Raw genomic sequence first — 23583 nt, forward strand, 5'->3', positions numbered from 1 at the left:
CGCGCGCAATGATCGCCGCCAGCGAACCCATACTCGACATCGCCAACCTCTCCGTCAGCGTGCGCGGCGAGGAGGGCGAGCGCGAGGTCGTCTCCGACCTGTCGCTGACGTTGTCTCGTGGCGAGACGCTGTGCATTGCCGGTGAATCCGGCTCCGGCAAATCGATGACCGCTCTGGCCATCATGCAGCTTCTGCCGCAGCCTGCCGCCAGGATTTCATCCGGCAAGGTCCATCTCGGCGATACAGATCTGACGATTCTGGACGAGCGCCGGATGCGGCGCATTCGCGGCAACCGCATCGCCATGATCTTCCAGGAGCCGATGACCTCACTCAACCCGGTGCTGTCGATCGGCCGGCAGCTCACCGAATCCATCGAGGCGCATACCTCCCTGTCGCAGAGCGAGGCTCGCCAGCGTGCCATCGAGGCGCTGAAGGCGGTGCGCATTTCGGAAGCCGAAAGCCGGCTAAAACAGTTTCCGCACGAACTGTCCGGCGGCATGCGCCAGCGGGTGATGATCGCCATGGCGCTGGCGCTCGAGCCGGACGTGCTGATCGCCGACGAGCCGACGACGGCGCTCGACGTCACCGTGCAAGGCGAGGTGCTGGAACTTTTGCGCGATCTGCAGCGCCAGCATGGCACCAGCGTCATCCTCATCACTCATGACATGGGCGTCGTCGCCGAAATGGCCGACCGCGTCATCATCATGCGGCATGGCCGCATGGTCGAAGAGGGAAAAACCGCTGACATTTTCGCCAGGCCGCAAGCCGGCTACACGCGCGAGCTGCTGGCCGCCGTGCCGCGCATCGGCAGCGGTATCGGTCGCCAGGAATCCAGGAGTGCCGAGACGGCAACGCCGGCCAATGTCGCTGACGTCAAGGACCTGCATGTCCGTTTCGACCTGCATGGCGGCTTCTTCGGCCGGGTCACTCGTCGCGTCCACGCCGTCGAAGGCGTCAGCTTCTCGATCGCGCCCAACGAGACGCTGGCGCTGGTCGGCGAATCCGGTTGTGGCAAGTCGACCACCGCCAAGGCGCTGGCCGGACTGGTGCCCTACAGCGGCGACATCGCCATTGGCGGCCGCAATCTGTCCGGCCTCGGCCGCGACGAGCGCAAGGCGGTGCGCCGCGACGTGCAGATGATTTTCCAGGACCCCTATGCCTCGTTGGACCCACGCATGCGTGTCGGCGACCTCGTCGCCGAGCCGCTGCTGATCCACGGTATCGCCTCGAAGGAAGAGCGCAGCGAGCGTGTCGCAGCGCTGTTCGAGCGCGTCGGCCTGTCGGCCGACCAGATGGAACTCTATCCGCATGAATTCTCCGGCGGCCAGCGCCAGCGCGTCTGCATTGCCCGCGCGCTTGCACTGCGGCCGAAGCTGATCATCGCCGACGAAAGCGTCTCGGCGCTCGACGTCTCGGTGCAGGCGCGCGTGCTCGATCTGTTGAAGGAGTTGCAGCGCGAATTCGGCGTCGCCTATCTCTTCATCTCGCATGACATGGCGGTGGTCGAGAACATCTCCGACCGCGTCGCCGTCATGTATCTCGGCCAGATCGTCGAGATGGGCACCCGCGACCAGGTCTTTTCCAACCCGCGCCATCCCTACACCAGGCGCCTGATCGAAGCCGTGCCCGTGCCCGATCCCGCGCAGCGCAGAAGCCGCTTCGCGCGCCTCGACCAGGAAATCCCGAGCGCCACCCGCAGGATCGGCGAGGCGCCGCTGAAACTGGCGCTGAGGGATGTCGGCAACGGCCACCTCGTCGCCGCCGAGGGCTGAGCCGGCACTGCCGCCGGGCGGTTCACATGTTTGTGTCTCTATCTCTCGCCCAAGGCTCGCGTTCCGCCGCCAAACCGTATCGCTTCGAACACTAAATCCCTAACGGCCTCTTGCCCTCTGTCCCTATCTTCCTCATGTTCAATACCATTGCGATGATCGATCGTAGGAGGGTCGGTCGGATTCATCGCTATGGGAGGAAGTCAACCATGAAGGTAAGCCTTTTCGTTTCCGCGGCACTTCTCGCCGCATCCGCGATCCCCGCTTCGGCCGCCGAAATTTCCGACGGCAAGGTCAAGATCGGCATCCTCAACGACCAGTCGGGCGTCTACGCCGACTTCGGCGGCAAGTGGTCGGTCGAGGCGGCCAAGATGGCCGTTGAGGATTTCGGCGGCAAGGTGCAGGGAGCGCCGATAGAAATCATCAGCGCCGACCACCAGAACAAGCCGGATATCGCCTCCAACATCGCCCGGCAGTGGTACGACACCGAGCAAGTCGATGCCATCATGGAACTGACGACCTCTTCGGTAGCGCTCGCCGTCCAGGGGATTTCCAAGGAAAAGAAGAAGATCGACATCGTCACCGGCGCGGCGACCACGGAGCTGACCGGCAAACAGTGCTCGCCCTACGGCTTCCACTGGGCCTATGACACTCACTCGCAGGCGGTGGGTACCGGCGGCTCTCTCGTGCAGCAGGGCGGCGACAGCTGGTTCTTCGTCACCGTCGACTATGCATTCGGCTATTCGCTGAAGGATCAGACCACCAAGTTCGTCGAAAGCCATGGCGGCAAGGTGCTGGGCGAGGTGCGTTATCCCCTGGGATCGACCGATTATTCGTCCTTCCTGCTGCAGGCGCAATCGTCGGGCGCCAAGGTCATCGGCCTGGCCAATGCCGGCCTCGATACCTCCAACTCCATCAAGCAGGCGGCCGAATTCGGCATCGTGCAGGGCGGCCAGCGTCTTGCCGCACTCCTGTTCACGCTGGCCGAGGTGCATGGGCTTGGCCTTCAGGCGGCGCAGGGCGTCGTGCTGACCGAAGGCTATTACTGGGATCGCGACGACAAGAGCCGCGAATTCGGGCAGCGCTTCTTCAAGCGCACCAACCGCATGCCGAACATGATCCAGGCCGCGACCTATTCGGCGGTGACGCAGTATTTGAAGGCGATCGACAAGGCCGGCACGGACGAGACCGAAGCCGTCGCCAAGCAGCTGCATTCGATGCCTGTGGACGACGCGGTGATAACCAACGGCAAGGTGCAGGCGGACGGCAACATGGTCCACGACATGTACCTCTACCAGGTCAAGTCGCCAGCCGAGAGCACCAAGGATTGGGACTACTACAAATATCTCGCCACCATTCCAGGCAACGAGGCCTTCCTCAGCGAGAAGGAAAGCGGCTGTCCGACGGCCGGCCAGTGATCGGCGCGGCCGATGGCGCCGACTGACCTGGACGCGAACGAGCCGCGGGTTGTGCTTTCCGCCCGCGGGTTGCGACGCGACTTTGCCGGCTTCATCGCCGTCAAAAACGTCGATCTCGATGTCCGCCATGGCAACATCCATGCCCTGATCGGACCCAACGGCGCCGGCAAGACGACCGTCTTCAACCTGCTCACCAAGTTCCTGGCGCCGACCAGCGGCAGGATCGAGCTGCTTGGCCACGACATCACCCGCACCTCGCCGGCCAGGGTTGCGCGGATGGGGCTGGTGCGCTCGTTCCAGATATCGGCGATTTTTCCGCACCTCAGCGTGCTCGACAATGTCCGCGTCGCGCTGCAGCGGCCGGGTGGTCTTGCCGTTCAATTCTGGCGCTCGCTCGCGGCGCTCGACCGGCTGACCCCGCGCGCCGAGGAATTGCTGCGCTCGGTTGGTCTCGACGACGCCAGGAACAGGCTCGCCGGCGATCTTTCCTATGGCAGGAAACGCGTGCTGGAGATCGCCACGACGCTCGCGCTCGATCCGAAAGTGCTGCTGCTGGACGAGCCGATGGCCGGCATGGGGCACGAGGACGTGGCCACGGTTTCCAGCCTCATCCGTTCGGTTGCCAGGGATCGCGCCGTGCTGATGGTCGAGCACAATCTGACCGTGGTGGCCGACCTTTGCGACTGGATAACGGTCATGCAGCGCGGCGAGGTGCTGGCCGCTGGCGACTACGCCACCGTTAGCCGCGACGAGCGCGTCAAGATCGCCTATATGGGCACCGCCGATGACTAGTGCCGCACCTCTGCTTGCCGTCACCGGCCTCAACGCCTGGTATGGCGAGGGCCATGCGCTGCACGGTGTCGATCTGGAAGTGTTTGCCGGCGAGACGGTCACGCTGCTCGGCCGCAACGGCGTCGGCAAGACGACGACGCTGCGCGCCATCATGGGGTTGATCCGCAAGCGGACCGGCCGGATCGCCTTCGACGGCAAGGACCTGATGCGGCTGCCGCTGCACCGCACCGCCCATCAAGGCATCGGCTTCGTGCCGGAGGAGCGCGGCATCTTCGCAACGCTGACCGTGGACGAGAATCTGGTTCTGCCGCCGGTCGTCGCGCAGGGCGGCATGAGCGTCGAGGAGATATTCGATCTGTTCCCCAATCTGAAGGAGCGGCGCAACAGTCCCGGCACCAGGCTGTCGGGCGGCGAACAGCAGATGCTGGCGATCGCGCGCATGCTGCGAACCGGCGTGAAGATGCTGCTTCTCGACGAACCGACGGAGGGGCTCGCTCCCGTCATCGTGCAGCGCATCGGCGCGTTGCTGGCGACGTTGAAAAAGCGCGGCATGACGATCCTGCTGGTCGAGCAGAACTTCCGCTTCGCCAGTCGTGTCGCCGACCGTTTCTATCTGATGGAGCACGGCAAGGTGGTGGCGGGGTTTCCGGTCGGCGAACTGCCGGACCGCATGGCGCAGCTCCACGAAGTCCTGGGTGTATGATGGCGCCATGACGATGATCTTCGGAATCCCGGTTCAGGCCTTCCTCGGCCAGTTGCTGGTCGGCCTGATCAACGGCTCGTTCTACGCCATGCTGAGCCTGGGCCTGGCTGTCATATTCGGCTTGCTGCGCGTCATCAATTTCGCCCATGGCGCCCAGTATATGTTCGGCGCCTTCGTCGGCTACCTGCTTCTCACCCATCTCGGCATCGGCTATTGGCCCGCTTTGATCCTTGTGCCGCTGATCGTTGGCGTCTTCGGCGTCGTGGTCGAGCGCCTGGCGCTGTCGAGGCTGTACGATCTCGATCCGCTCTACGGGCTGCTCTTCACCTTCGGCCTCGCGCTCGTACTCGAAGGCATCTTCCGCTATTATTACGGCGTCTCGGGAAACCCCTACGCCGTGGCGCCGCTGCTTGCCGGCGGCACCAATCTCGGCTTCATGTTCCTGCCCAACTATCGCGGCTGGGTCGTGGTCGCCTCGCTGATCGTCTGCTTCGGCACCTGGGCGCTGATCGAGAAGACCAGGCTTGGATCCTATCTGCGCGCGGCAACCGAGAATCCCCGTCTCGTCCAGGCTTTCGGCGTCAACGTGCCGTTGCTGCTGACCCTCACCTACGGCCTTGGCTCCGCGCTGGCCGGGCTTGCCGGCATTCTGGCAGCACCGATCTACCAGGTGAGCCCGCTTATGGGATCGGACCTCATCATCGTCGTCTTCGCGGTGGTGGTGGTCGGCGGCATGGGATCGATCCTCGGTGCGATCGTCACCGGCTACATGCTTGGCCTCGCCGAGGGCCTGACCAAGGTCTTCTACCCCGAGGCCTCCAATCTCGTGGTCTTCGTCATCATGGCCATCGTGCTTCTGGTCCGGCCGGCTGGCCTGTTCGGAAGGGACGCTTGACATGTCGGAAGGGACATCTGACATGACCGAACTGACGCTTCGCGAGGCATCGGCCAAAACCTCGGCACGGCTGGAATGGATGCTGGTCGGGCTCGGCATCCTGGCGCTGCTGGTAGCGCCTTTCCTGATCTATCCGATCTTCCTGATGAAGATGCTGTGTTTCGCGCTGTTTGCCTGCGCGTTCAATCTTCTGCTCGGCTATACCGGGCTCTTATCGTTCGGCCACGCCACCTTCTTCGGCGGCGCCGCCTACTTCACCGCGCATGCCGTCAAGGTCTGGGGCTGGCCGCCGGAAGCCGGCATTCTGCTCGGCATGGCGGGTGCGGCCTTGCTCGGCCTTGTCATGGGCTTTTTCGCCATTCGCCGGCAAGGCATCTATTTCGCCATGATCACGCTGGCGCTGTCGCAGATGTTCTTCTTCTTCTGTGTGCAGTCGCCCTTCACGCAAGGCGAGGACGGCATTCAGGGCGTGCCGCGCGGCATGCTGCTTGGCGTCCTCGACCTGAACGTCTCGCTGAACATGTATTACTTCGTGCTGGCGGTGTTCCTGATCGGCGTCTTCGCCATCTGGCGCATCGTCAACTCGCCGTTCGGCATGATCCTGCGCTCGATCCGCGAGAACGAGAACCGCGCCATTTCGCTGGGCTATTCCGTCGCCAATTACAAGCTCGGCGCCTTCGTCATGTCGGCGGCCCTGGCCGGGCTGGCCGGCTCGCTCAAGGCGATCGTTTTCCAGTTCGCCACGCTCACCGACGTCACCTGGCAGATGTCGGGCGAGGTGATCCTGATGACGCTTCTCGGCGGCATCGGCACCATGGTCGGGCCGATCATCGGCGCCAGCCTTGTCATCGGCCTGGAAAACACGCTTGCCACTTCCGGCTTTCCGGTGACCATCGCCACCGGCCTCATCTTCATGGTGTGCGTGCTGATCTTCCGGCGCGGCATCGTCGGCGAATTTTATGCGCGGATTTTCAAGCGGGCGGGCAAGGACTGAGCACCGGAACCTGGGGGCCGCACGCCAATGTTGGACAACTACGCGGTGGACGGGTTTGGCGTGATCCACCAGGTCGACTCCAAACCGATCAGGTATGACAAGCAGTACATTTCCTATTACGAGGACCTGAGTGACCGGACCATCAAGCTCGGATATCAGCGACTCGGCTGGGTGCTGGGGATCACTGGCGAGATTCCCCGGTCCGTGCTGGAGATTGGATATGGCACCGGCACATTCATCGAAGCCCCGAAAATAACCGGGGTCGCCGACTGCGCCGGCTGCGACATAACCAGGTTTCCGCTGCCCAAGGGCGTCCGCTTCGTCGATTGGGATGAGGCGCTCTCCAGCTCGTGGGATCTCGTCGCCATGTTCGATGTGCTTGAGCATATCCCGGATCTGGGTTTCCTCGCCCGGCTTAAGGCCCGCTACCTGGCCGTCGCCGTCCCTTATTGCCGCTGGCGCGAGCTCGGCGCCGACGGCGACGCCTGGTTCCGGACGTGGCGTATGCGTCTTCCCGACGAGCACCTCCACCACTTCGATCGTGACTCGCTGGTGGCATTCCTCGCACACAGCGGCTTCGAATGCATGACGCTGAACTGCTTCGAGGACGGGATCAGACTGCGCCCTGGCGAAGTGGGTCCGAATATTCTGTCCGGATTCTTTAGAAAGCTATAGACCTCGATCAAATCGATGCGGCTGCTTGGGACCTGGGGCAATCGCGACAATCGCCCGATCGGTACGGGAGCACTGCTGTGGGCAAATCGTGATGCGCGCATTCTTTCGATTGGTTGCCGTTATGATCGTGGTGTCCGGCGTGACCGGCTGCACCAGTGTTTCCTATTATGCGCAATCCGTGCAGGGTCATCTGCGGATCATGACGGCGCGCCAGGATGTCGGAAAACTGATCGAGGACCCTTCGACGCCGGAGGCATTGCGCGCTCGAATGGCATCGGCGAGCGCCATACGACAGTTCGCAACGGATGAACTGGCGCTGCCCGACAACAGCAGCTACCGCAGCTATGTCGATATCGGTCGGGATTCGGTGACATGGGCCGTCTTCGCCGCGCCGGCATTCTCGCTGACGCCGCGAACATGGTGTTTTCCCGTTTTCGGCTGCGTGCCCTACCGGGGATATTTCTCCAGGAAGTCCGCAATTGAAACCGCTGCCGAACTTCAAGGACAGGGCATGGATGTCTATGTGACGGGCATCACCGCATATTCCACACTTGGCTGGTCGAGTGACCCGCTGCTGAGCACGATGTTCAGCGAGGATGAAACCTATCTTGCAGGGCTGGTGTTCCATGAACTGGCCCACCAGCGCGTCTACGTGCACGACGATTCCGCATTCAACGAGTCGTTCGCTGTCGCCGTCGAAACGACCGGCGTGAGAAAATGGCTGCGCGCGGCTGGCGATACCGCCGCATTGCGCCGTTACGAAGCCGCCCGGAGGCGCAAAGCTGAATTTCTTGCGCGGGTGTCGCGGACCCGGGACGAGTTGGCAAAAGTCTATTCCAACGCCGGAACCTCGGAGCAAAAACTGGCCGCAAAGACGGCGGCGATCGAACGGCTGCGGATGCGCTACCGACACATGCGCGACAGGCGCTGGGGCCGATACCGGGGATACGATGCCTGGTTCGCTTCCCCGATCAACAATGCAAAGCTCGCCGCGACTTCCGTCTATAGCGATCGGGTGACCGCGTTTCTCCGCCTGTTCGATCTGTGCTCGGGCGACTATGTCAGGTTCTATGCGTCGGTCCGACGGATTGGCGCACTGGACCAAGCTCACCGTGCCGAAGCCCTTGCGGCGGCAGATCGCTGTTATTGAGTCGGCCAAATGGGAGGGCCCGGAGCGTCGGAGAACATGCGTCCGAAACCAACCAATCACACGGTTGAGATCGCGCGCGGTTCTACTGGTCCGAAAACTTCACGCTCACGCCGCGTTGCCGAAAATAAGCCTGCATCAACTTGCGGCCCGAGCGGTTGTTCTGCGCCAGCTTGGTCGGATCGAACACCGCCTGTTTGATCCCCTCTCGCGTCAGCGCCGCCTTAAGCGCCGCGATATGTGTGTCGATGTCGGCATTGTCCGCCCGGAGCGAGGCATAGATGCTCTCGGTCGCCTCGGCCACGGTCAGTTCGCTCATTGGTGTCGTCCTTTGGTTGGTTGGGCGGCGCTTAGCACAGATTCGCGGTCCGCCGATACTGAGACCGTCAGTACAAAGCGCCCGTCGTGAAAGCGAACCGTTCCTTATGGGGCTTCGTAGAGTTCCAGCGGCAATCCATCCGGGTCCCTGAAAAAGGTAAACCGTTGGTCTGTGTATGGATCGATCCGGATTGGCTCGACGGCAACGCCTGCGGCTTCCAGGCGGATAATCACGGGATCAAGATGAGCCACCGCGAATGCCAGATGTCTCAGGCCTGTAGCCTCTGGGTGGGACGGCCGCATCGCCGGTGCAGGGAAGGAGAACAATTCCAGTTGGGCCGACCCGATCCGCAGATCCGCCTTCCATGACTGCCGCTCCTCCCGATAAACCTCCCGGATCAGATCGAGGCCGAGGAGTTCGACGTAGAACCGTCGCGACCGGTCGTAGTCGGTGCAGATGAGCGCGACGTGGTGAATGGCGTTCAGCATGCTGCTAACCCTGGTCAAGCTGGGAGATGAGGCCAAGGCGCTTCAAGGCCTGGATCGTCGCGCCCTCGCCACGGTGCTGATCAACCCCGAGCCCATTATCCATAACACCCGCGTTCCACCGCCAGCCGCCGCACCAGCGCCAGCACGGCATCGATGGTCGGGGTCGGCTTGTCCGTTAGCCTGCCAAGTTCCTGCACCGCGCTCACCAGCGCGTCGATCTCCATCGGCCGGCCACGCTCCAGGTCCTGCAGCATCGAGGTCTTGTGCTCGCCGACATCGCCGGCGCCCTTGATGCGCCGATCGACCGCGATGGGAAAACGCACGCCGAGGCTTTCGCCGATCGCCTGCGCCTCCAGCATCATGGTGCGGGCGAGCGAGCGGGTGCCCTCGTCGGCAACGATCGCGGCAAGCGTGCTGCCGGTCAGCGCCGAGATCGGGTTGAAGGAGAGATTGCCCCACAGTTTTACCCAGATCTCGCTGCGGATGTCTTCGCGCACCGGCGCCTGCAAGCCGCCCTTGACCATCTCCTCGGCCAGAAGCGTGACCCGTTCGCTGCGCTCGCCCGAGGGTTCGCCGAGCGAGAAGCGTTTGCCCTCGACATGGCGGATGAGCCCCGGCGCATCGACCTCGACCGCGGGATAGACGACCGAGCCGATGACGCGGTCCGGTCCAATCCGCTGCCAGATCGCGCCGCCGGGATCGACCGCGTTCAGCCTGGTGCCTTCGAGTGGCCCGCCGACGCCGTGGAAATACCACCACGGCACGCCGTTCTGCATGGTGACGACTGATGTGTGGTCCCCAAGCAGCGGTGCGATCTGGTCGAGCGCCGGGGTGAGGGAATGGGCCTTCAGCGCCAGCACGACATAATCCTGCACGCCAAGTTCCTCGGCCTTGGCGGCGGCCCGGACGGGGACGGACGTCTCCTGGCCATCCTCGATCAGGCGCAGGCCATCTGCCTTGATCGCTTCCAGATGGGCGCCGCGCGCGACGATCGAGAGATCGGTGCGGCCGGCGGCGGCAAGCTTGGCAGCGAGATAGCCGCCGATCGCACCGGCGCCGAAGATGGTGATCTTCATCGTCAAAGCCCGAGTTTGGCGGCAAGGCCGATGCGCTGCAATTTGCCGGTCGCGCCCTTGGGGATCTCGTCCAGGATCAGGATCTTGCGCGGCACTTTGAAGTCGGCAAGCCGCGTCGCGGCATAGGTGCGGATGTCGCCCTCGGTGGCGCTGATGCCTTCGCGCAGCACAACCGCCGCCGCCACCTCCTCGCCAAGCTTGCCATGCGGCATGGCGAAGGTGACGACCTGCGCCACCGCCGGATGGTCCATCAGCACATCGTCGACCTCGAGTGGCGAGATCTTTTCGCCGCCGCGATTGATGATCTCCTTGAGCCGACCGGTGACCCTGAGATAGCCGTCCCCGTCCAGCACGCCCTGGTCGCCGGTGTGGAACCAGCCATGCGCGAAAGCCGTGGCGTTGGCATCCGGGTTCTTTTCGTAGCCCGTCGTGACATTGGGCCCGCGGATGACGATCTCGCCGGTCTCGCCTGCATCGAGCAGCCGCCCGTCGGGCGCCATCACAGCCACCTCCGGCCCGGCGGAGGCACCAACGCTGCCGGGCTTGCGCTGGCCCGGCGGCAGCCGGTTCGAGGCCATCTGGTGAGCCGCCTCGGTCATCCCGTAGGATTCGATCACCGGGCAGCCGAAGGTCGCTTCCAGCTCGGTCATGACCTGCGCCGGCAGCGACGCCGAGGACGAGCGGATGAAGCGCAGGCGCGCCGCCGCCAGCGCCTCGGTGTTGCGTGCCGCGCGGGCCAGGATCGCCTGATGCATGGTCGGCACCGCCGTGTACCAGCTCGGCTGCGCCTCGCTCAGCCACTGGAAGAAGCGCAGCGCGTTGAAACCCGGCGTGCAGTAGATGCTGCCGCCGGCAGCCAGCGACGACAGCACGGCCGCGATCAGGCCGTGAATGTGGAACAGCGGCATGATATTGAGGCAACGGTCATCGGCCGTCAGGCCAAGCGTGCCGCCGATATGAGCTGCCGAGGCCGCGATGTTGGCATGGCTGAGCGGCACCAGTTTTGGACGCGATGTCGTGCCGGAGGTATGCAGCAGCAGCGCAATGTCGCTGTCTTGCGCCATGTCGGGCGCGGCCTTCGGTCCGATCGCCGCGCCCTCGATCGTGAAACTGCCGGCGGGTGTGCCGGGCTGCACGACGAGCCGCAGCACGCCGATGCCGAGGCGCTCGGCCACCATCACCGCGGGGCCGGTCTCACCCTCCGCGACAAGGATCGCCTTGGCGCCGATGTCGGTCAGGTAGAAATCGAGCTCGTCGGCCCGGTAGGTGGGGTTGAGCGGCGCCGTCGAGGCGGCGGCCGCCACGGCGACGAAGGCGGTGGCCATCTCGGGCCCGTTCGGCAGCACGATCGCCACCCTGTCGCCGCGGCCGATGCCGCGCGCATGCAGCTGTTTTGCCGTGTCGGCGATCATGCTGCGCAATCCGCCATGGCTGAGCGTTGCCCTGTCGGGCGCCAGAATGGCGGGGGCGTCGTCGGCGCCGGCGGCGAGACGGCGGGAGAGATCTGCGTGGGTTTCAGTTTGGGTCATGATCACCGGCTGGATTTCGAACGATTACTGGCGAGAGCCCTTCTGACGGGCTTGCCTCGATATGGGCGCCATTGGACAACGGATCGCCTCAATAGCCAAGCGCCAAACCATCCTTGCGCGGATCGGAAGCGCCGGTCAGCGTCCCCTTCTCCCAGTCGATCAGCACCACTTGCCCGCCGCCAAGCGGATGATGCGGTTCGGCGATGCGGTGGCCGCGCCGGCGCAGGCCCTCGGTTGCATCAGTGGGAACGCCACGCTCGGCTTCCACTGTGTCATCGTTGTAAAACACCCTCGGCGCATCCAGTGCCTGCTGCGGGTCCATGCCGAAATCGATCATGTTGGTGAGCAGGTGGACATGGCCAAACGGCTGGTAACCGCCGCCCATGACGCCGAACGGCATCACCACGCGGCCGTTCTTCGTCGCCATGCCCGGCATGATCGTGTGCATCGGCCGCTTGCCCGGCGCGATCGCGTTCGGATGCGCCGGGTCGAGGCGGAAGCTCGAACCACGGTTCTGCAGCACGATACCGGTCTTCGGGCCGACGACGCCACTGCCGAACGAATAATAGGTCGAGTTGATGAAGGAGACCGCGTTGCGGTCGCGGTCGACGATGGAGATATAGACCGTGTCGCTGCCGGGCAGCTCGACGCGCGGCAGATGCGTCATGGCGCGGTCGCGGTCGATCTCGGCGCGTAGCCGGTCGGCATAGGCGCCGGACAGGAGCTGCTTCAGGGGCACCGGGACATGGTCCTGGTCGCCGACATAGCGGTCGCGGTCGCGGTAAGCCAGGCGCCCGGCCTCGATCTCCAGATGCAGGCGTTCGGCGCCATTGGGGTCGAGCCCGCCAAGCTCGAAGCCCGACAGCAAATTGAGCATCAAAAGCGCCGTCAGCCCCTGATTGTTCGGCGGCATCTGGTGGATCTCATGGCCGCCATAGGAGGTGCTGACCGGCGCCACATAGTCGCCTCTGGTCGCGGCAAAATCCTCGGCCGTATGAAGTCCGCCCAATTCGTTGAGCCGGCTCACCATATCGTCGGCGACCGCGCCTTCGTAGAAACCGGACCGGCCGTGTTTGGCGATGATGCGCAAGGTCGCCGCCAGTTCCGGCTGCCGATGGACGTCACCCGCCTTCGGCGCCCTGCCGCCGGGCAGGAAGATGCGCGCGGCATGCTCGTCGGCCGTCAGGTCGGTCTCCGGCTCGGCCCAGTCGAAGGCGACGCGGTCGTGCACGACATAGCCGTTCTCGGCATAGTGAATGGCCGGCGCCAGCGCCTCGGCAAGGCCCTTGCGGCCATGGTCTTCGAGCAGGCGGCTCCAGGCGTCGACGGCGCCCGGTACGGTGACCGCATGCGGACCCTGCAGCGGGATGCGGTCGAAGCCTTTTTCGAGATACCAGCCGACCGTCGCCCTGGCCGGCGCTCGCCCCGAGCCGTTGAAGGCCAGCACATTGCCTTGTCCTCCGGGAGAATAAAGCACGAAGCAGTCGCCACCGATGCCCGTCGATTGCGGCTCGACCACACCCTGCACGGCGGCGGCGCAGACCGCGGCGTCCATGGCATTGCCGCCGGAGCGCAGCATGTCGATGGCCGCAAGCGTTGCAAGCGGATGCGAGGTCGCGGCAACCGCCTCGGTGGCACGAACCGGCGAGCGGCCGGGAAACTGGAAATCACGCATTCTGTCTGAATATCCCCTAGTCACTTCTGCAAATTGGTCACTGCGAATTGATCTGGTGAAATCAATGCCGCCGGCCGAAGATCTGCGCAACCGACAACAGCACGACCGACAGAACGATCAGGCAGGTCGAGATGGCGGCGATCGTCGGGTCGATCTGGTCGCGCAGCGCATTGAACATACGGCGCGTCAATGTCGTCGTCTCGCCGCCCGATATGAACAGCGAAACCACCACTTCGTCGAAGGAGGTGATGAAGGCAAACAGCGCGCCCGAGACAATCGAGAAGCGGATCTGCGGCATCGTCACCTGCCAGAAGGCGGCGACGCGGCCGGCGCCGAGGCTGCGCGCCACGCGCTCCTGGTTCATGTCGTAGGAGCGCAATCCCGACAGCACGGTCAGCACCACCAACGGCAGCGCCTGCACCGTATGCGCGATGACCAGGCCGGTCAGCGTGTTGTTGAGGCCGATGCGCGCATAGAGAAAGAAGGTGCCGATGCCGATCAGGATCACAGGGACGATCAGCGACGCCGTCAGCAGCGCGTTGATGGTGCCGTTGAAGCGCAGCGTGCCCCGGTTGATGGCATAGGCGGCCGCGGTGCCGAGCGGCGTCGCCACCAGCACTGTCATGACAGCCACCTTGACCGAGACGATCGTGGCATCGCGCCACTCCAGCGACCCGAAATAGGCCTGGTACCAGCGCAGCGACCATTGCTGCGGCGGGAATTGCAGCAGCGTCGAATCGGAAAACGACATGATGACGATGATGATCGACGGTGCGATCAGGAACAGCAGCACGAGGCCGCCGAGGCAATAGAGCCATAGGCGTTGCCGGTGCGAGATAGGCAGGCCGAGATCCCTACTCATCGTGAACTCCACACGCCGGTGGCACGCGCGCCGAGCAGCCACTGGAACAGGCCGAGAAGCGCCAGCGTCACCACCAGCAGCACCACGCCCAGTGCTGCACCCGCGCCCCAGTTTGAATAGAGGCTGGTGGTCTGTTCCATGCGCATCGCCCACATGATGACCTTGCCGCCGCCCATCAAAGCCGGCGTGACGAAGAAGCCCAGGCAGAGCACGAAGACGATGACCACGCCCGAGGCGAGGCCTGGCAGCGACAGCGGAAAGAAGATCTGCCGGAAGGTGGCAGTCGGGCCGGCGCCTAGATTCATGCCGGCGCGCAGGCAGTCGGTGTCGATGGTCTTCATCGAAGCGTAGAGCGGCAGCACCAGGAACGGCAGCAAGATATGCGTCATGCCGATGACGACGCCGGAAAAATTGTTGGCGAGCGATAGCGGCTGGCTGATGATTCCGAGATCGATCAGCCAGCTGTTGATCAGTCCCTTGCGCTGCAGGATCACCAGCCAGGCATAGGTGCGCACCAGAACCGATGTCCAGAACGGCAGGACGACGAAGATCAGGCAGATCGACGCCGCCCGCCGCGGCAGTTGCGACAGCATGTAGGCCAAGGGATAGCCGAGCAGCACGCAGGCGCCGGTGACGATGAAGGCGACCTTGAAGGTGGTGATGAAGGTCTTGATGTAGGAGGCCTGCTCGAAGAATCGCGCATAATTGGCGGCGCTGAAGCCGCCCGCTTCGTCGAACAGCGACAGCCAGAACAGCCAGCCGATCGGCACGATGATGATGGCGAAGACCAGAAGCAGGCTTGGCGACAACAGCGCCAGCAGCCGTAGTGATTCACGCCGGGCGTCGGCGTGAAGTCCCTGCGTGTTGAACTCCCGGCCTGCGGCGCTGCCGATCTCTTCCATGAGGGCGGGCTGCGCGCTCATCAGTCTGCCGCCACCAGGATCGTGTCCTGCGCATCGAGACCGAATGAGACTGGCTGGCCGGGCGCCGGCATTTTGGCCAGCACATCGCTGCGGCAATAGTCGCGCAAAGTCAGCTGGCGGCCGTCGCGCAACGCCGCGTAGCAGACGAAGCTGTCGCCCTGATAGATGATGTCGCTGACTTTCGCCTCGAGCACGTTGACGCCGCTTGTCGGTTCGGCGTCTGCCAGGAGCCGCAGCTTTTCCGGCCGCACCACCATCAGGTGCTGGCCAGCTGCCGGCACTGGTGCCGCGGTGTGGATTCTCCGGTCCTCGTACCAGACGGAGCCGTTGCGGCACTCGACCGGAATGAAATTCGATTCGCCGATGAAGCCGGCTACAAATCGCGTTTGCGGCCTGGCGTAGAGGGTTTCAGGCTTGTCGAGTTGTTCGATGCGCCCGGCGTTCATGACCGCGATGCGGTCGGACATGGTTATGGCTTCGCGCTGGTCGTGCGTGACATAGACGGTGGTCATGCCGAGCCGGCGATGCAGGGCGCGCAGCTCGATCTGCATGTGCTCGCGCAGGCCCTTGTCGAGCGCCGACAAGGGTTCGTCCATCAGCACGATGCGCGGCTCGAAGACGATGGCGCGTGCCAGCGCCACGCGCTGTCGCTGGCCGCCGGAGAGCTGGTCGACCCGGCGTTCGCCCAGGCCCTGCAATTTCACCAGATCGAGCGCCTTCTCGACACGTTCGGCCGTCTCGGCGGCGGCGACGCCGCGCTGCTTCAGCGGAAAGGCGATGTTGTGGAAGACGTTCATGTGCGGAAACAGCGCGTAGTTCTGGAACACCATGCCGATGTTGCGCTTGTGCGGCGGCGTGGTGATGATCTCGTCGCCGCCGACCCTGATCGAGCCGGCATTGGCCCGCACGAAACCGGCCAGGATCATCAGCAGCGTCGTCTTGCCGGAACCGGAAGGGCCGAGCAGCGTCAGGAATTCGCCGGCCTCGACATCGAGGTTAAGGTCGCGCAGCACAGGCACGCTGCCAAATCGTTTCTCGATCCCGCGCATGCCGATGGGCAACGCGGATGGCGCAATGGACAAGATTTTTCGCTCCTTAGCCGCAGAGAACAGGTGGCGAGGCAGTGGCTGGTTACGCTGCCCGCCGTAAGTTTGTGTCCGCAGCCTATTGCTGGATCAGATTGTTGAACTTCTCCGTCGCCTCGATCAGATTGTCGCGCCAGAATTCTGCATCCTGCAGCACCTGTTTCTTGACGTTTTCGGGCGCCGAATTGATGTCCTTGATCCTGTCCTGCGGGATCTTGCCGGTCTCGAAAGCCTTCTCGTTTACTGGGCCATTGTCGACGTAGAGCGGCAGATTGGCCTGCAGCTGCGGGCTGACGAACATCGCAAGCGCCTTCATCGCGGCTTCCTTGTTCTTGGCACCCTTGGGGATGACCATGCAGTCGGCGGTCAGCACGCCCTGGTCGAAGGAGAAACTGACCGGCGCGCCTTCCTTCTTCAAGGTGCCGGCGCGGCCGTTCCAGATGCTCGCCATGTCGACTTCGCCATCCTTGACCAATTGCATGGCCTGAGCGCCGGAGGTCCACCAGGCGTCGACATGGCCACGGATCTTGTCGACGGATTTCAGCGCGCCGTCGACATCCACGGGATAGACCTTGTCGATCGGCAGGCCCGAGGCGAGAGCCGCGACGCTCAGCGTTTCGGTCGCCTGGCTGCCGCTCAACGCGCGCCGTCCCGGAAACTTTTCCACGTTCCAGAAGTCGGCCCAGGTCTTGGGGCCTTTGTCGCCGAACACATCAGTCCGATAGATCAGCACGACGGAGGTGTAGGAAATGCCGACCCAGTCATCATGGACAAGCTTCGGATTGATGCCGCTCTTGTCGATAATGCCGTAGTCGAGCTTCTCGAACAGCCCTTCCTTCGAGCCGCGTGCGCATTCGTCGGCGCCAAGCTCGGTGATGTCCCATTTCACCGCATTGCCGGTTACCTGCAGCCGTACGTCGTCGAGGCCGTTGGTGGTGTCCTCCTTGATGGTGATGCCGAGCGCGTCGGCGGTCGGCTTGAAGAACGCCTTGGTCTGCGCTTCCTGGTAGGTGCCGCCCCACGAGGCGACGGTGATGGTGTCGCCCGCCACGGCGGGGGCCGCGACCGCTGCCATGAGGGCGGCCACCGCGACAACGCTGATGCTTCTGGTCCTGTTCATTTTAGGCTCTCCACCGGTGTTCCCATTGTTTTTGATTTCGCATGCTATTTTGTATACAATTTTGAGTGTAGCTTCGGGATCAGCGATGTCAACACCGATTGGCGCGCCTGGGGTCGTCGACCCGGGCTGGGAGATGGGGCGCCGGGGCGTGGCAAACCGCGCCGACTTTGAATACAGCTATGCGTGAGAACATATGCCGGCGGAAAGACCGGAGAACTGGAAACGGAACTTGGCCAAGGAAACCAAAAAAAACACGCTGCGCGACTCGGTCTATTCCGCGCTCAAGGCGATGATCGTGACCGGCCAGATTCCGCCGGGCTCACGCGTCACCGAAAACGACATCGCGGCGAAGCTGACTGTCAGCCGCACCCCGGTGCGCGAGGCCTTCAACCGCCTCGAGCGCGACGGCCTGGTCACCGGCCGGCCGCGCCAGGGCTATGTCGTCACCGAGTTCGACATCAACATGTTCCGCGAGGCCTTCGAGATCCGCGAACTGCTCGACGGCCACGCGACGGCACTGGCCGCCGCTGCTGCGACGGAACAGGACAAGGCGCGGCTGCGTGCCATGCTGGCCGAATGCGAGCGGCTGGCCGCCATTCCGGAGCGCACCACGCGCGAAAAATTCCAGGAGCTCGAAGTCGGCATCGACCTGCACCGCGTCATCGCCGAAATCAGCGGCAATGCGATGCTGCATGGCATGCTGTGCGGCATCCTCGACAAGTGCCAGCACTATGTCTGGACCGAACTGTTGTGGCTCGACGAATGGAAGATCGCCCGCGACGAGCATGCCGAGATCGTCGAGGCGATCTGCGCCGGCGATGCCGCCCGAGCCGGCACGCTGGCCCGCGCCCACGTAAGGGGCTCGCGCGACAATGTGCTGCGCCTGCTGCAGGCGAAATCGGACTACCAGAGTTTTCTGGCCAAGGCGTCCTGAGCGGCGCTGGTGGCGGCGTCAGATGGTCCGAGCGGCATATGGATATTGCTATCGACAGCACTACTATATGTCTCACGAACTGCGACGAGGACGGTCCAGTGCTTCCCTCGACAGGGCTCGATCGGTTGAGCGCATTTTCGGATGGCGTGTTCGCCGTCCTCATCACGGTGCTGGTCCTCGACTTGCGCCCGCCGGAGTTGCCGACGTTCAAGGCGCTTCTGGAGCTCTGGCCGACATGGCTGAGCTACAGCGTCAGCTATCTCTTCATCGCCATCGTCTGGGCGAACCATCATCATCTGTTACGCCACGCCAGAGAGGCGACAGCCAGCCTGATGTGGTACAATTTCGCACATCTGTTCTCGGTTTCGCTGCTGCCGCTGGCGACCGCGTGGATGGCGGTCAGCGAGCTGGCGCCGCAGCCGGTCGCCTTCTATGCCGCCGTCTTCTTCCTGGTGAACCTGACCTACATTCTTCTGATCCGCGAACTCATCGACCCGATGCCGGAGAACGCGGTTCCGCTCGCGGTGCGCAAGCGCATGCGCATCCGGTCGCTCGCGACGCTCTGCCTATTCGCGCTGGCGGGGCTGGTCGCCCTGAAATATCCAGTCGCGGGCTTGGCGATCTGTTGCTGCTGCTTGGCCGTCTATCTCAGGCCGGAAGCGCCGGGGGCAGGCAAAAGCTCGGGCAAAGGCTGAATTCTCGCACCCGACGCGTTGGGCGGCTTCAGCCCTTGCGCTCCTGAAGGCTGTTGCCGCCATCGACCACCAGCAGGGCGCCGTTGACATAGCTGGCGCCTTCCGAGGCCAGGAACACGACCGCGGCGGCCACCTCATCCGGTCGCCCGGCCCGCGCCGGCGGCGTATTCAGGGCGGCTTGCCGCTCCATCTCGCTCGACGACCCTGTTTCGATCCAGCCGGGAGCCACGGCATTGACGGTCACGCCGCTTTTCGCCACTTCGAGCGCCAGCGTCCGCGTCAGGCCGACCATGCCGGCCTTGGCGGCGGAATAGGCTGATGTGCCTTCGAAAGACACCAGCGGTCCGGTGACCGACGCCACATTGACGATGCGCCCGTAGCCCGCTTCGACCATCGCCGGCAGAAACGCCTTCGTGACGAGGAATGCCGTCTTCAGGCTGACGTCGATCCCCTGATCCCAGTCGGCCTCGGTCATGGCGAGAAACGCCTTGTCGACCGATGGCGATGCCAGCGAGCCCATGCCGGCATTGTTGACCAGTATATCGACCGCGCCGACATCGGCCCGCAGCCGCGTGACATCGGCAGCGATGGTGAGATCGGCGATTGCGGCCCTGGCATCGATGCCTTCGGCACGGAGCTCAACGGCGCGATCGAGCACACGTGCACTGGCACCGGTGAGAAAAACGGCATGGCCGGCTTGGCCGAGCTGGCGGGCAATGGCAAAGCCGATGCCGTCGGCCGCACCAGCCCCGGTGATAAAAGCGCGCTTGATGGGGGTAGAGATCATGGTCAAATCAGGCTCCGCTGGTTGCGCCTGTCGCGGTCTTACCACGCACATTGGGGTGATGGCGCTGCGAAGATTTGCTCTGCAACATCCCGCTTTGCGTTCTCGACGTGCGAAGACGAGCCGAACGAGGCGTGGCGATAGAGCGGGCGTGGGAAGGACAATCTTGATGCCCGAGATCCGGAAAATACCGTGTCTTCCGCAGGTGGGTGCTATGCGAGCGGGGCGAAACGGGCTCGGCGTGCAGTCAATCGCGCGGGTTAGATCCTCTTGTCTCAATTCCGATGTCGTAGCGCGTCGACGATGACCTTGAACGCGGGAAGATTCTGACGACGGCTCGGATAATAGAGGAAATAGCCGTCGAAGAACGGCGACCAATCGTCGAGGACCTGCACCAGCAGGCCCGAGGCGATGTGCCGCTCCACGATGTTCTCGGGCACATAGGCGATGCCGTAGCCGTGCACGGCTGCGTCGATCATGGCATAGGAATTGTTGAAGGTCAGCTGACCGTTTACCCGGACGCGCAACGCCTGCCCATCCTTCTCGAACTCCCATGCATAAAGACCGCCGGCGGTCTCGTGACGCATGTTGATGCAGACGTGGCGGATCAGGTCCTGTGGGTGCTCAGGCACACCACGCGCGGCGAAATAGTCGGGAGAAGCCACGGCCACCAAACGCCAGTCCGGACCAATTCGGACCGCGATCATGTCCTTCTCGACGCTCTCTCCCAACCGGACGCCCGCGTCGAAGCCCTCCTCGACGATGTTGCGGAACGTGCTGTCCAGGATCAGTTCGACACCGATACCGGGATAGGCGCTGAGGATCGGCTTCAGCTTGGGCCAAACCACGCTTTCAAGCGCGTGGTCGGACAGCGTCAGCCTGATCGAGCCCGAGGGTTTTTCACGAAACGCCATCAACGCGGCGATCTCATCCTCGATTTCGCCGATGCGCGGGGCGATCGTCTGTAACAGCCGCTCGCCTGCGGCGGTCGTCGCGACATTGCGCGTGGTGCGGGTCAGGAGGCGTATGCCCATTTGCGCTTCGAGCTGCTTGATCCTGTGACTGAGCGTCGACTGCGCGACGCCGAGCTTTGCCGCCGCCTTGGTGAAGCTGCGCTCCTCGGCGACGGCCTGAAACCACGTCAGTTGATTGAGGTCGGTTTTGGCCATGAGCTTCTCTCGTTTGCCATGCCGCAGCACATTATTCGATGTGGTTGATTAGTTCATGCGAATTTCGATGGCTAATCGCTTTATGGCAAAGCCACTAGTTTTGCGTTGCAACAATTCAGCAGGAGCAAACGACATGGCGATTGCCGCCGCAACCGATGCGGATAGCAAACCGGACGCCGCCTGGGGCGCGGTTCTTTCGATGGCACTGTGTGTGGCAATGCTGATCGCCTCGGAATTCATGCCGGTCAGCCTGCTCACCCCCATGGCCGAAGGATTGCGCGCAACTGAGGGACAGACCGGACAGGCGATCTCGATCAGCGGTCTTTTCGCCATAGCGGCGAGCATGGTCATCACCACTGCCGCTGGAACGCTGAACCGCAAATGGGTTCTGGTCGCGATGACGGCTTTCATGCTGTTGTCACTGGTTCTGGTTGCGGCGGCCCCGAATTTCTCCGTGCTGATGCTCGGTCGAAGCCTGTTGGGCATCTGCATCGGCGGCTTCTGGGCACTGGCCACCGCCGTCATCATGCGGCTGGTCCCTGAAAGGGATGTGCCGCGCGCGCTCGCCTTGATGTATGGCGGACAGGCGATCGCTGCGGCCTTCGCCGCGCCGATCGGCAGCTATCTCGGCGCCGTGTTCGGCTGGCGCGCGGTGTTCTGGGCGCTGACGCCAATCGTCGCCATCAACCTCGTCTGGCACTTGATCGCGCTGCCGTCGTTGCCCGCGCGCCAGCGGCAGGATTTCCGGACGATGTTCGGCCTGCTGAAGCGCCCCCATTTCCTGCGCGGCCTTATTGCCTCGATGTTATCCTGGGGCTCGGCCTTCACCATGTTCACCTATCTGCGCCCCTTCCTGGAGCAGGTGACGGGCGTCAACGTGGGGACGCTCTCGATCCTGTTGCTTGTACTGGGCTGTGCGGGCTTCCTCGGAACATGGGCGGCAGGGCGTTTCGTGAGCGGCAATGTCGCACCGCTGCTGCGGTTGCCCGCGCTGCTGATGGGCGGCTGCACGCTGGGGCTCCTGCTTCTCGGCGGTTCGGTAGCCGCCGCCGGCCTCTTCCTTGCTCTCTGGGGCGCGGCGAACACCGCAATGTCTGTGATCTGGATGACGTGGATGTCCCAAAACGCGGACGATGCGCCGGAAGCCGCCGGAAGCCTGATGGTCGCAGCCATCCAGGCGTCGATCCTGCTCGGTGCCGTGGTCGGCGGGCTGCTGCTGGATGGCATGACGGTCTTCGCGACCTTCGCCGGCAGCGTGGTTCTCGCCGGCCTTGCAATCGCCCTGATCGGCAATGGCCGGCGGTTGCTGAAGCCCGGACGCCCCGCACTGACGTTCGTTCAACGAACTGCCCAATCCCAATTCATACCAACAGGAGATCGGAAATGCCCATGAATACCCCTGACACGAAAAATTCGGCAAGCGTCATCCACCGGCGCGAACTGTTGAAGTTGACCGGCGCAGGCGTCGCCGCCTTCGGTGCAGTTTCAATATCCAACCCCTTCAAAGCAAAGGCTCAGAATATGTCAAAGCAATGGGATAAGGTCTTTCCGCTCAGCGATAAGATCGATCACGAGAAGATCACATTCAAGAACCGCTACGGCATCACACTGTCGGGTGATCTCTATCTGCCGAAGGACCGGGCCGGCGGACGTCTGCCGGCGCTTGCCGTCGGCGGTCCGTTCGGCGCTGTTAAGGAACAATCCTCTGGCCTTTACGCGCAGACGATGGCCGAGCGCGGCTTCGTCGCACTGGCTTTCGATCCGTCCTACACCGGCGAAAGCGGCGGCGAGCCGCGCAATCTCGCTTCGCCGGACATCAACACCGAGGATTTCAGCGCGGCCGTCGACTATCTCGGCCTGCACGCCGCCGTCGACCGTGAGCGCATCGGCGTCATCGGCATCTGCGGCTGGGGCGGCATGGCTTTGAATGCCGTCGCCGCAGACAAGCGCGTCAAGGCCTTGGTGGCGAGCACCATGTACGACATGACCCGTGTTATGTCGAAGGGCTACAACGACAGCGTGACCCCCGAACAGCGCGCACAGACATTGGAGCAACTGGGTCGGCAGCGTTGGACGGATGCGGAAAACGGCGCGCCAGCCTATCAACCACCCTACAACGACCTGCACGGCGGCGAGGCGCAGTTCCTGGTCGACTACCATGACTATTACAGGACGCCGCGCGGCTACCATGCGCGCGCGGTCAACTCAGGCAATTCCTGGACGCAGACCACGCCGCTGTCGTTCATGAATATGCCGATCCTGACCTACATCGCTGAAATCTCGCCGCGCCCGATCCTGTTCATCCATGGCGAAAAGGCCCATTCGCGCTACTTCAGCGAAACCGCCTTCGCGGCAGCGGCGGAGCCGAAGGAACTCATGATCATTCCAGGCGCCAGCCACACCGATCTTTACGACAAGGTGGACGTGATCCCGTTCGACAAGCTGACCAGCTTCTTCAACCAGCATCTCGCTGCCTGACCAGGTCGTATCGTCGAAGGGTGCGGCCGTGTGCAGGAACGATGGACATGGCC

23 protein-coding genes are annotated in these 23583 nt (G+C 63.5%); 12 read left to right on the forward strand and 11 right to left on the reverse strand.

Annotated features, from left to right (window positions below; genetic code table 11):
- The first annotated feature begins 8 nt into the window (after positions 1-8).
- From LB519_RS18095 to LB519_RS18130, 8 genes are all read left to right on the forward strand, one after another.
- Positions 9-1772 carry an ABC transporter ATP-binding protein gene (locus tag LB519_RS18095; RefSeq protein WP_064992775.1) on the forward strand — a complete coding sequence of 588 codons (1764 nt, stop codon included), beginning with the start codon at positions 9-11 and terminating at the stop codon, positions 1770-1772.
- A 206-nt stretch (positions 1773-1978) separates the two neighbouring features.
- Positions 1979-3187, forward strand: a complete 1209-nt coding sequence (locus LB519_RS18100) for an ABC transporter substrate-binding protein (RefSeq protein ID WP_013528530.1) — start codon at positions 1979-1981, stop codon at positions 3185-3187.
- A 12-nt stretch (positions 3188-3199) separates the two neighbouring features.
- Positions 3200-3979, forward strand: coding sequence for an ABC transporter ATP-binding protein (locus tag LB519_RS18105; RefSeq protein WP_013528529.1), 780 nt, complete (start codon positions 3200-3202; stop codon positions 3977-3979).
- Positions 3972-4682 (forward strand): ABC transporter ATP-binding protein, encoded by a 711-nt coding sequence (locus LB519_RS18110; protein ID WP_013528528.1) that lies wholly within the window; start codon positions 3972-3974, stop codon positions 4680-4682. The genes LB519_RS18105 and LB519_RS18110 overlap by 8 nt, the downstream gene beginning before the upstream one ends.
- 7 nt (positions 4683-4689) lie before the next feature.
- Positions 4690-5577, forward strand: a complete 888-nt coding sequence (locus tag LB519_RS18115; protein ID WP_224620789.1) for a branched-chain amino acid ABC transporter permease — start codon at positions 4690-4692, stop codon at positions 5575-5577.
- Between the two features lie 22 nt (positions 5578-5599).
- Entirely contained in the window at positions 5600-6571 is a 972-nt protein-coding gene (locus LB519_RS18120; protein WP_024502115.1) for a branched-chain amino acid ABC transporter permease, read from the forward strand.
- A gap of 27 nt (positions 6572-6598) precedes the next feature.
- Entirely contained in the window at positions 6599-7246 is a 648-nt protein-coding gene (locus LB519_RS18125; RefSeq protein ID WP_224620790.1) for a methyltransferase domain-containing protein, read from the forward strand.
- A gap of 91 nt (positions 7247-7337) precedes the next feature.
- Positions 7338-8396, forward strand: a complete 1059-nt coding sequence (locus tag LB519_RS18130) for an aminopeptidase (RefSeq protein ID WP_224620791.1) — start codon at positions 7338-7340, stop codon at positions 8394-8396.
- Between the two features lie 82 nt (positions 8397-8478).
- Here LB519_RS18130 and LB519_RS18135 read toward each other — a convergent pair whose 3' ends face one another.
- From LB519_RS18135 to LB519_RS18175, 9 genes are all read right to left on the reverse strand, one after another.
- Positions 8479-8712 carry a hypothetical protein gene (locus LB519_RS18135; RefSeq protein WP_063169708.1) on the reverse strand — a complete coding sequence of 78 codons (234 nt, stop codon included), beginning with the start codon at positions 8710-8712 and terminating at the stop codon, positions 8479-8481.
- A gap of 104 nt (positions 8713-8816) precedes the next feature.
- Positions 8817-9200: a VOC family protein gene (locus LB519_RS18140; RefSeq protein WP_013528522.1), complete on the reverse strand. Its 384-nt coding sequence runs from the start codon at positions 9198-9200 to the stop codon at positions 8817-8819.
- 95 nt (positions 9201-9295) lie between these two features.
- Positions 9296-10276, reverse strand: coding sequence for a 2-dehydropantoate 2-reductase (locus tag LB519_RS18145; RefSeq protein WP_224620792.1), 981 nt, complete (start codon positions 10274-10276; stop codon positions 9296-9298).
- Positions 10277-10278: 2 nt separating this feature from the next.
- The gene (locus tag LB519_RS18150; protein ID WP_224620793.1) at positions 10279-11805 is read right to left on the reverse strand and encodes an acyl--CoA ligase; all 1527 of its coding nucleotides are present in this window, start codon (positions 11803-11805) and stop codon (positions 10279-10281) included.
- A gap of 88 nt (positions 11806-11893) precedes the next feature.
- The gene (gene ggt / locus LB519_RS18155; protein ID WP_224620794.1) at positions 11894-13480 is read right to left on the reverse strand and encodes a gamma-glutamyltransferase; all 1587 of its coding nucleotides are present in this window, start codon (positions 13478-13480) and stop codon (positions 11894-11896) included.
- A 61-nt stretch (positions 13481-13541) separates the two neighbouring features.
- Complete coding sequence (locus LB519_RS18160; RefSeq protein WP_027161127.1) at positions 13542-14342, reverse strand: ABC transporter permease; 801 nt, start codon at positions 14340-14342, stop codon at positions 13542-13544.
- On the reverse strand, positions 14339-15265 hold the full coding sequence (locus LB519_RS18165; RefSeq protein ID WP_224620795.1) for an ABC transporter permease: 927 nt from the start codon (positions 15263-15265) through the stop codon (positions 14339-14341). Before LB519_RS18165 ends, LB519_RS18160 begins: the two co-directional genes overlap by 4 nt.
- Positions 15265-16347, reverse strand: coding sequence for an ABC transporter ATP-binding protein (locus LB519_RS18170; RefSeq protein ID WP_013528516.1), 1083 nt, complete (start codon positions 16345-16347; stop codon positions 15265-15267). Before LB519_RS18170 ends, LB519_RS18165 begins: the two co-directional genes overlap by 1 nt.
- Positions 16348-16429: 82 nt before the next feature.
- Complete coding sequence (locus LB519_RS18175; RefSeq protein ID WP_224620796.1) at positions 16430-17470, reverse strand: ABC transporter substrate-binding protein; 1041 nt, start codon at positions 17468-17470, stop codon at positions 16430-16432.
- Positions 17471-17699: 229 nt separating this feature from the next.
- Between LB519_RS18175 and LB519_RS18180 the strand changes: the two genes are divergently transcribed.
- Both LB519_RS18180 and LB519_RS18185 read left to right on the forward strand, forming a co-directional pair.
- Positions 17700-18404: a GntR family transcriptional regulator gene (locus LB519_RS18180; protein WP_224620797.1), complete on the forward strand. Its 705-nt coding sequence runs from the start codon at positions 17700-17702 to the stop codon at positions 18402-18404.
- 125 nt (positions 18405-18529) lie between these two features.
- Positions 18530-19099: a TMEM175 family protein gene (locus LB519_RS18185; protein ID WP_027161123.1), complete on the forward strand. Its 570-nt coding sequence runs from the start codon at positions 18530-18532 to the stop codon at positions 19097-19099.
- A 28-nt stretch (positions 19100-19127) separates the two neighbouring features.
- Here LB519_RS18185 and LB519_RS18190 read toward each other — a convergent pair whose 3' ends face one another.
- On the reverse strand, positions 19128-19886 hold the full coding sequence (locus LB519_RS18190; protein WP_224620799.1) for an SDR family NAD(P)-dependent oxidoreductase: 759 nt from the start codon (positions 19884-19886) through the stop codon (positions 19128-19130).
- Between the two features lie 272 nt (positions 19887-20158).
- Complete coding sequence (locus LB519_RS18195; protein ID WP_224620800.1) at positions 20159-21052, reverse strand: LysR family transcriptional regulator; 894 nt, start codon at positions 21050-21052, stop codon at positions 20159-20161.
- Between the two features lie 133 nt (positions 21053-21185).
- Here LB519_RS18195 and LB519_RS18200 point away from each other — a divergent pair, with 133 nt between their 5' ends.
- Entirely contained in the window at positions 21186-22445 is a 1260-nt protein-coding gene (locus tag LB519_RS18200) for an MFS transporter (protein WP_224620801.1), read from the forward strand.
- Positions 22436-23530 (forward strand): alpha/beta hydrolase, encoded by a 1095-nt coding sequence (locus LB519_RS18205; RefSeq protein ID WP_224620802.1) that lies wholly within the window; start codon positions 22436-22438, stop codon positions 23528-23530. Before LB519_RS18200 ends, LB519_RS18205 begins: the two co-directional genes overlap by 10 nt.
- Positions 23531-23583: the final 53 nt, after the last annotated feature.

Origin of the sequence: Mesorhizobium sp. AD1-1, assembly GCF_020164655.1 — a bacterium.
Classification (GTDB): domain Bacteria; phylum Pseudomonadota; class Alphaproteobacteria; order Rhizobiales; family Rhizobiaceae; genus Mesorhizobium; species Mesorhizobium ciceri.

Coding starts and splice junctions, on each gene's coding strand:
- LB519_RS18095 (WP_064992775.1), top strand. CDS start 9: ATGATCGCCGCCAGCGAACCCATACTCGACATCGCCAACCTCTCCGTC.
- LB519_RS18100 (WP_013528530.1), top strand. CDS start 1,979: ATGAAGGTAAGCCTTTTCGTTTCCGCGGCACTTCTCGCCGCATCCGCG.
- LB519_RS18105 (WP_013528529.1), top strand. CDS start 3,200: ATGGCGCCGACTGACCTGGACGCGAACGAGCCGCGGGTTGTGCTTTCC.
- LB519_RS18110 (WP_013528528.1), top strand. CDS start 3,972: ATGACTAGTGCCGCACCTCTGCTTGCCGTCACCGGCCTCAACGCCTGG.
- LB519_RS18115 (WP_224620789.1), top strand. CDS start 4,690: ATGACGATGATCTTCGGAATCCCGGTTCAGGCCTTCCTCGGCCAGTTG.
- LB519_RS18120 (WP_024502115.1), top strand. CDS start 5,600: ATGACCGAACTGACGCTTCGCGAGGCATCGGCCAAAACCTCGGCACGG.
- LB519_RS18125 (WP_224620790.1), top strand. CDS start 6,599: ATGTTGGACAACTACGCGGTGGACGGGTTTGGCGTGATCCACCAGGTC.
- LB519_RS18130 (WP_224620791.1), top strand. CDS start 7,338: ATGCGCGCATTCTTTCGATTGGTTGCCGTTATGATCGTGGTGTCCGGC.
- LB519_RS18135 (WP_063169708.1), bottom strand. CDS start 8,712: ATGAGCGAACTGACCGTGGCCGAGGCGACCGAGAGCATCTATGCCTCG.
- LB519_RS18140 (WP_013528522.1), bottom strand. CDS start 9,200: ATGCTGAACGCCATTCACCACGTCGCGCTCATCTGCACCGACTACGAC.
- LB519_RS18145 (WP_224620792.1), bottom strand. CDS start 10,276: ATGAAGATCACCATCTTCGGCGCCGGTGCGATCGGCGGCTATCTCGCT.
- LB519_RS18150 (WP_224620793.1), bottom strand. CDS start 11,805: ATGACCCAAACTGAAACCCACGCAGATCTCTCCCGCCGTCTCGCCGCC.
- ggt (WP_224620794.1), bottom strand. CDS start 13,480: ATGCGTGATTTCCAGTTTCCCGGCCGCTCGCCGGTTCGTGCCACCGAG.
- LB519_RS18160 (WP_027161127.1), bottom strand. CDS start 14,342: ATGAGTAGGGATCTCGGCCTGCCTATCTCGCACCGGCAACGCCTATGG.
- LB519_RS18165 (WP_224620795.1), bottom strand. CDS start 15,265: ATGAGCGCGCAGCCCGCCCTCATGGAAGAGATCGGCAGCGCCGCAGGC.
- LB519_RS18175 (WP_224620796.1), bottom strand. CDS start 17,470: ATGAACAGGACCAGAAGCATCAGCGTTGTCGCGGTGGCCGCCCTCATG.
- LB519_RS18190 (WP_224620799.1), bottom strand. CDS start 19,886: ATGATCTCTACCCCCATCAAGCGCGCTTTTATCACCGGGGCTGGTGCG.
- LB519_RS18195 (WP_224620800.1), bottom strand. CDS start 21,052: ATGGCCAAAACCGACCTCAATCAACTGACGTGGTTTCAGGCCGTCGCC.
- LB519_RS18200 (WP_224620801.1), top strand. CDS start 21,186: ATGGCGATTGCCGCCGCAACCGATGCGGATAGCAAACCGGACGCCGCC.
- LB519_RS18205 (WP_224620802.1), top strand. CDS start 22,436: ATGCCCATGAATACCCCTGACACGAAAAATTCGGCAAGCGTCATCCAC.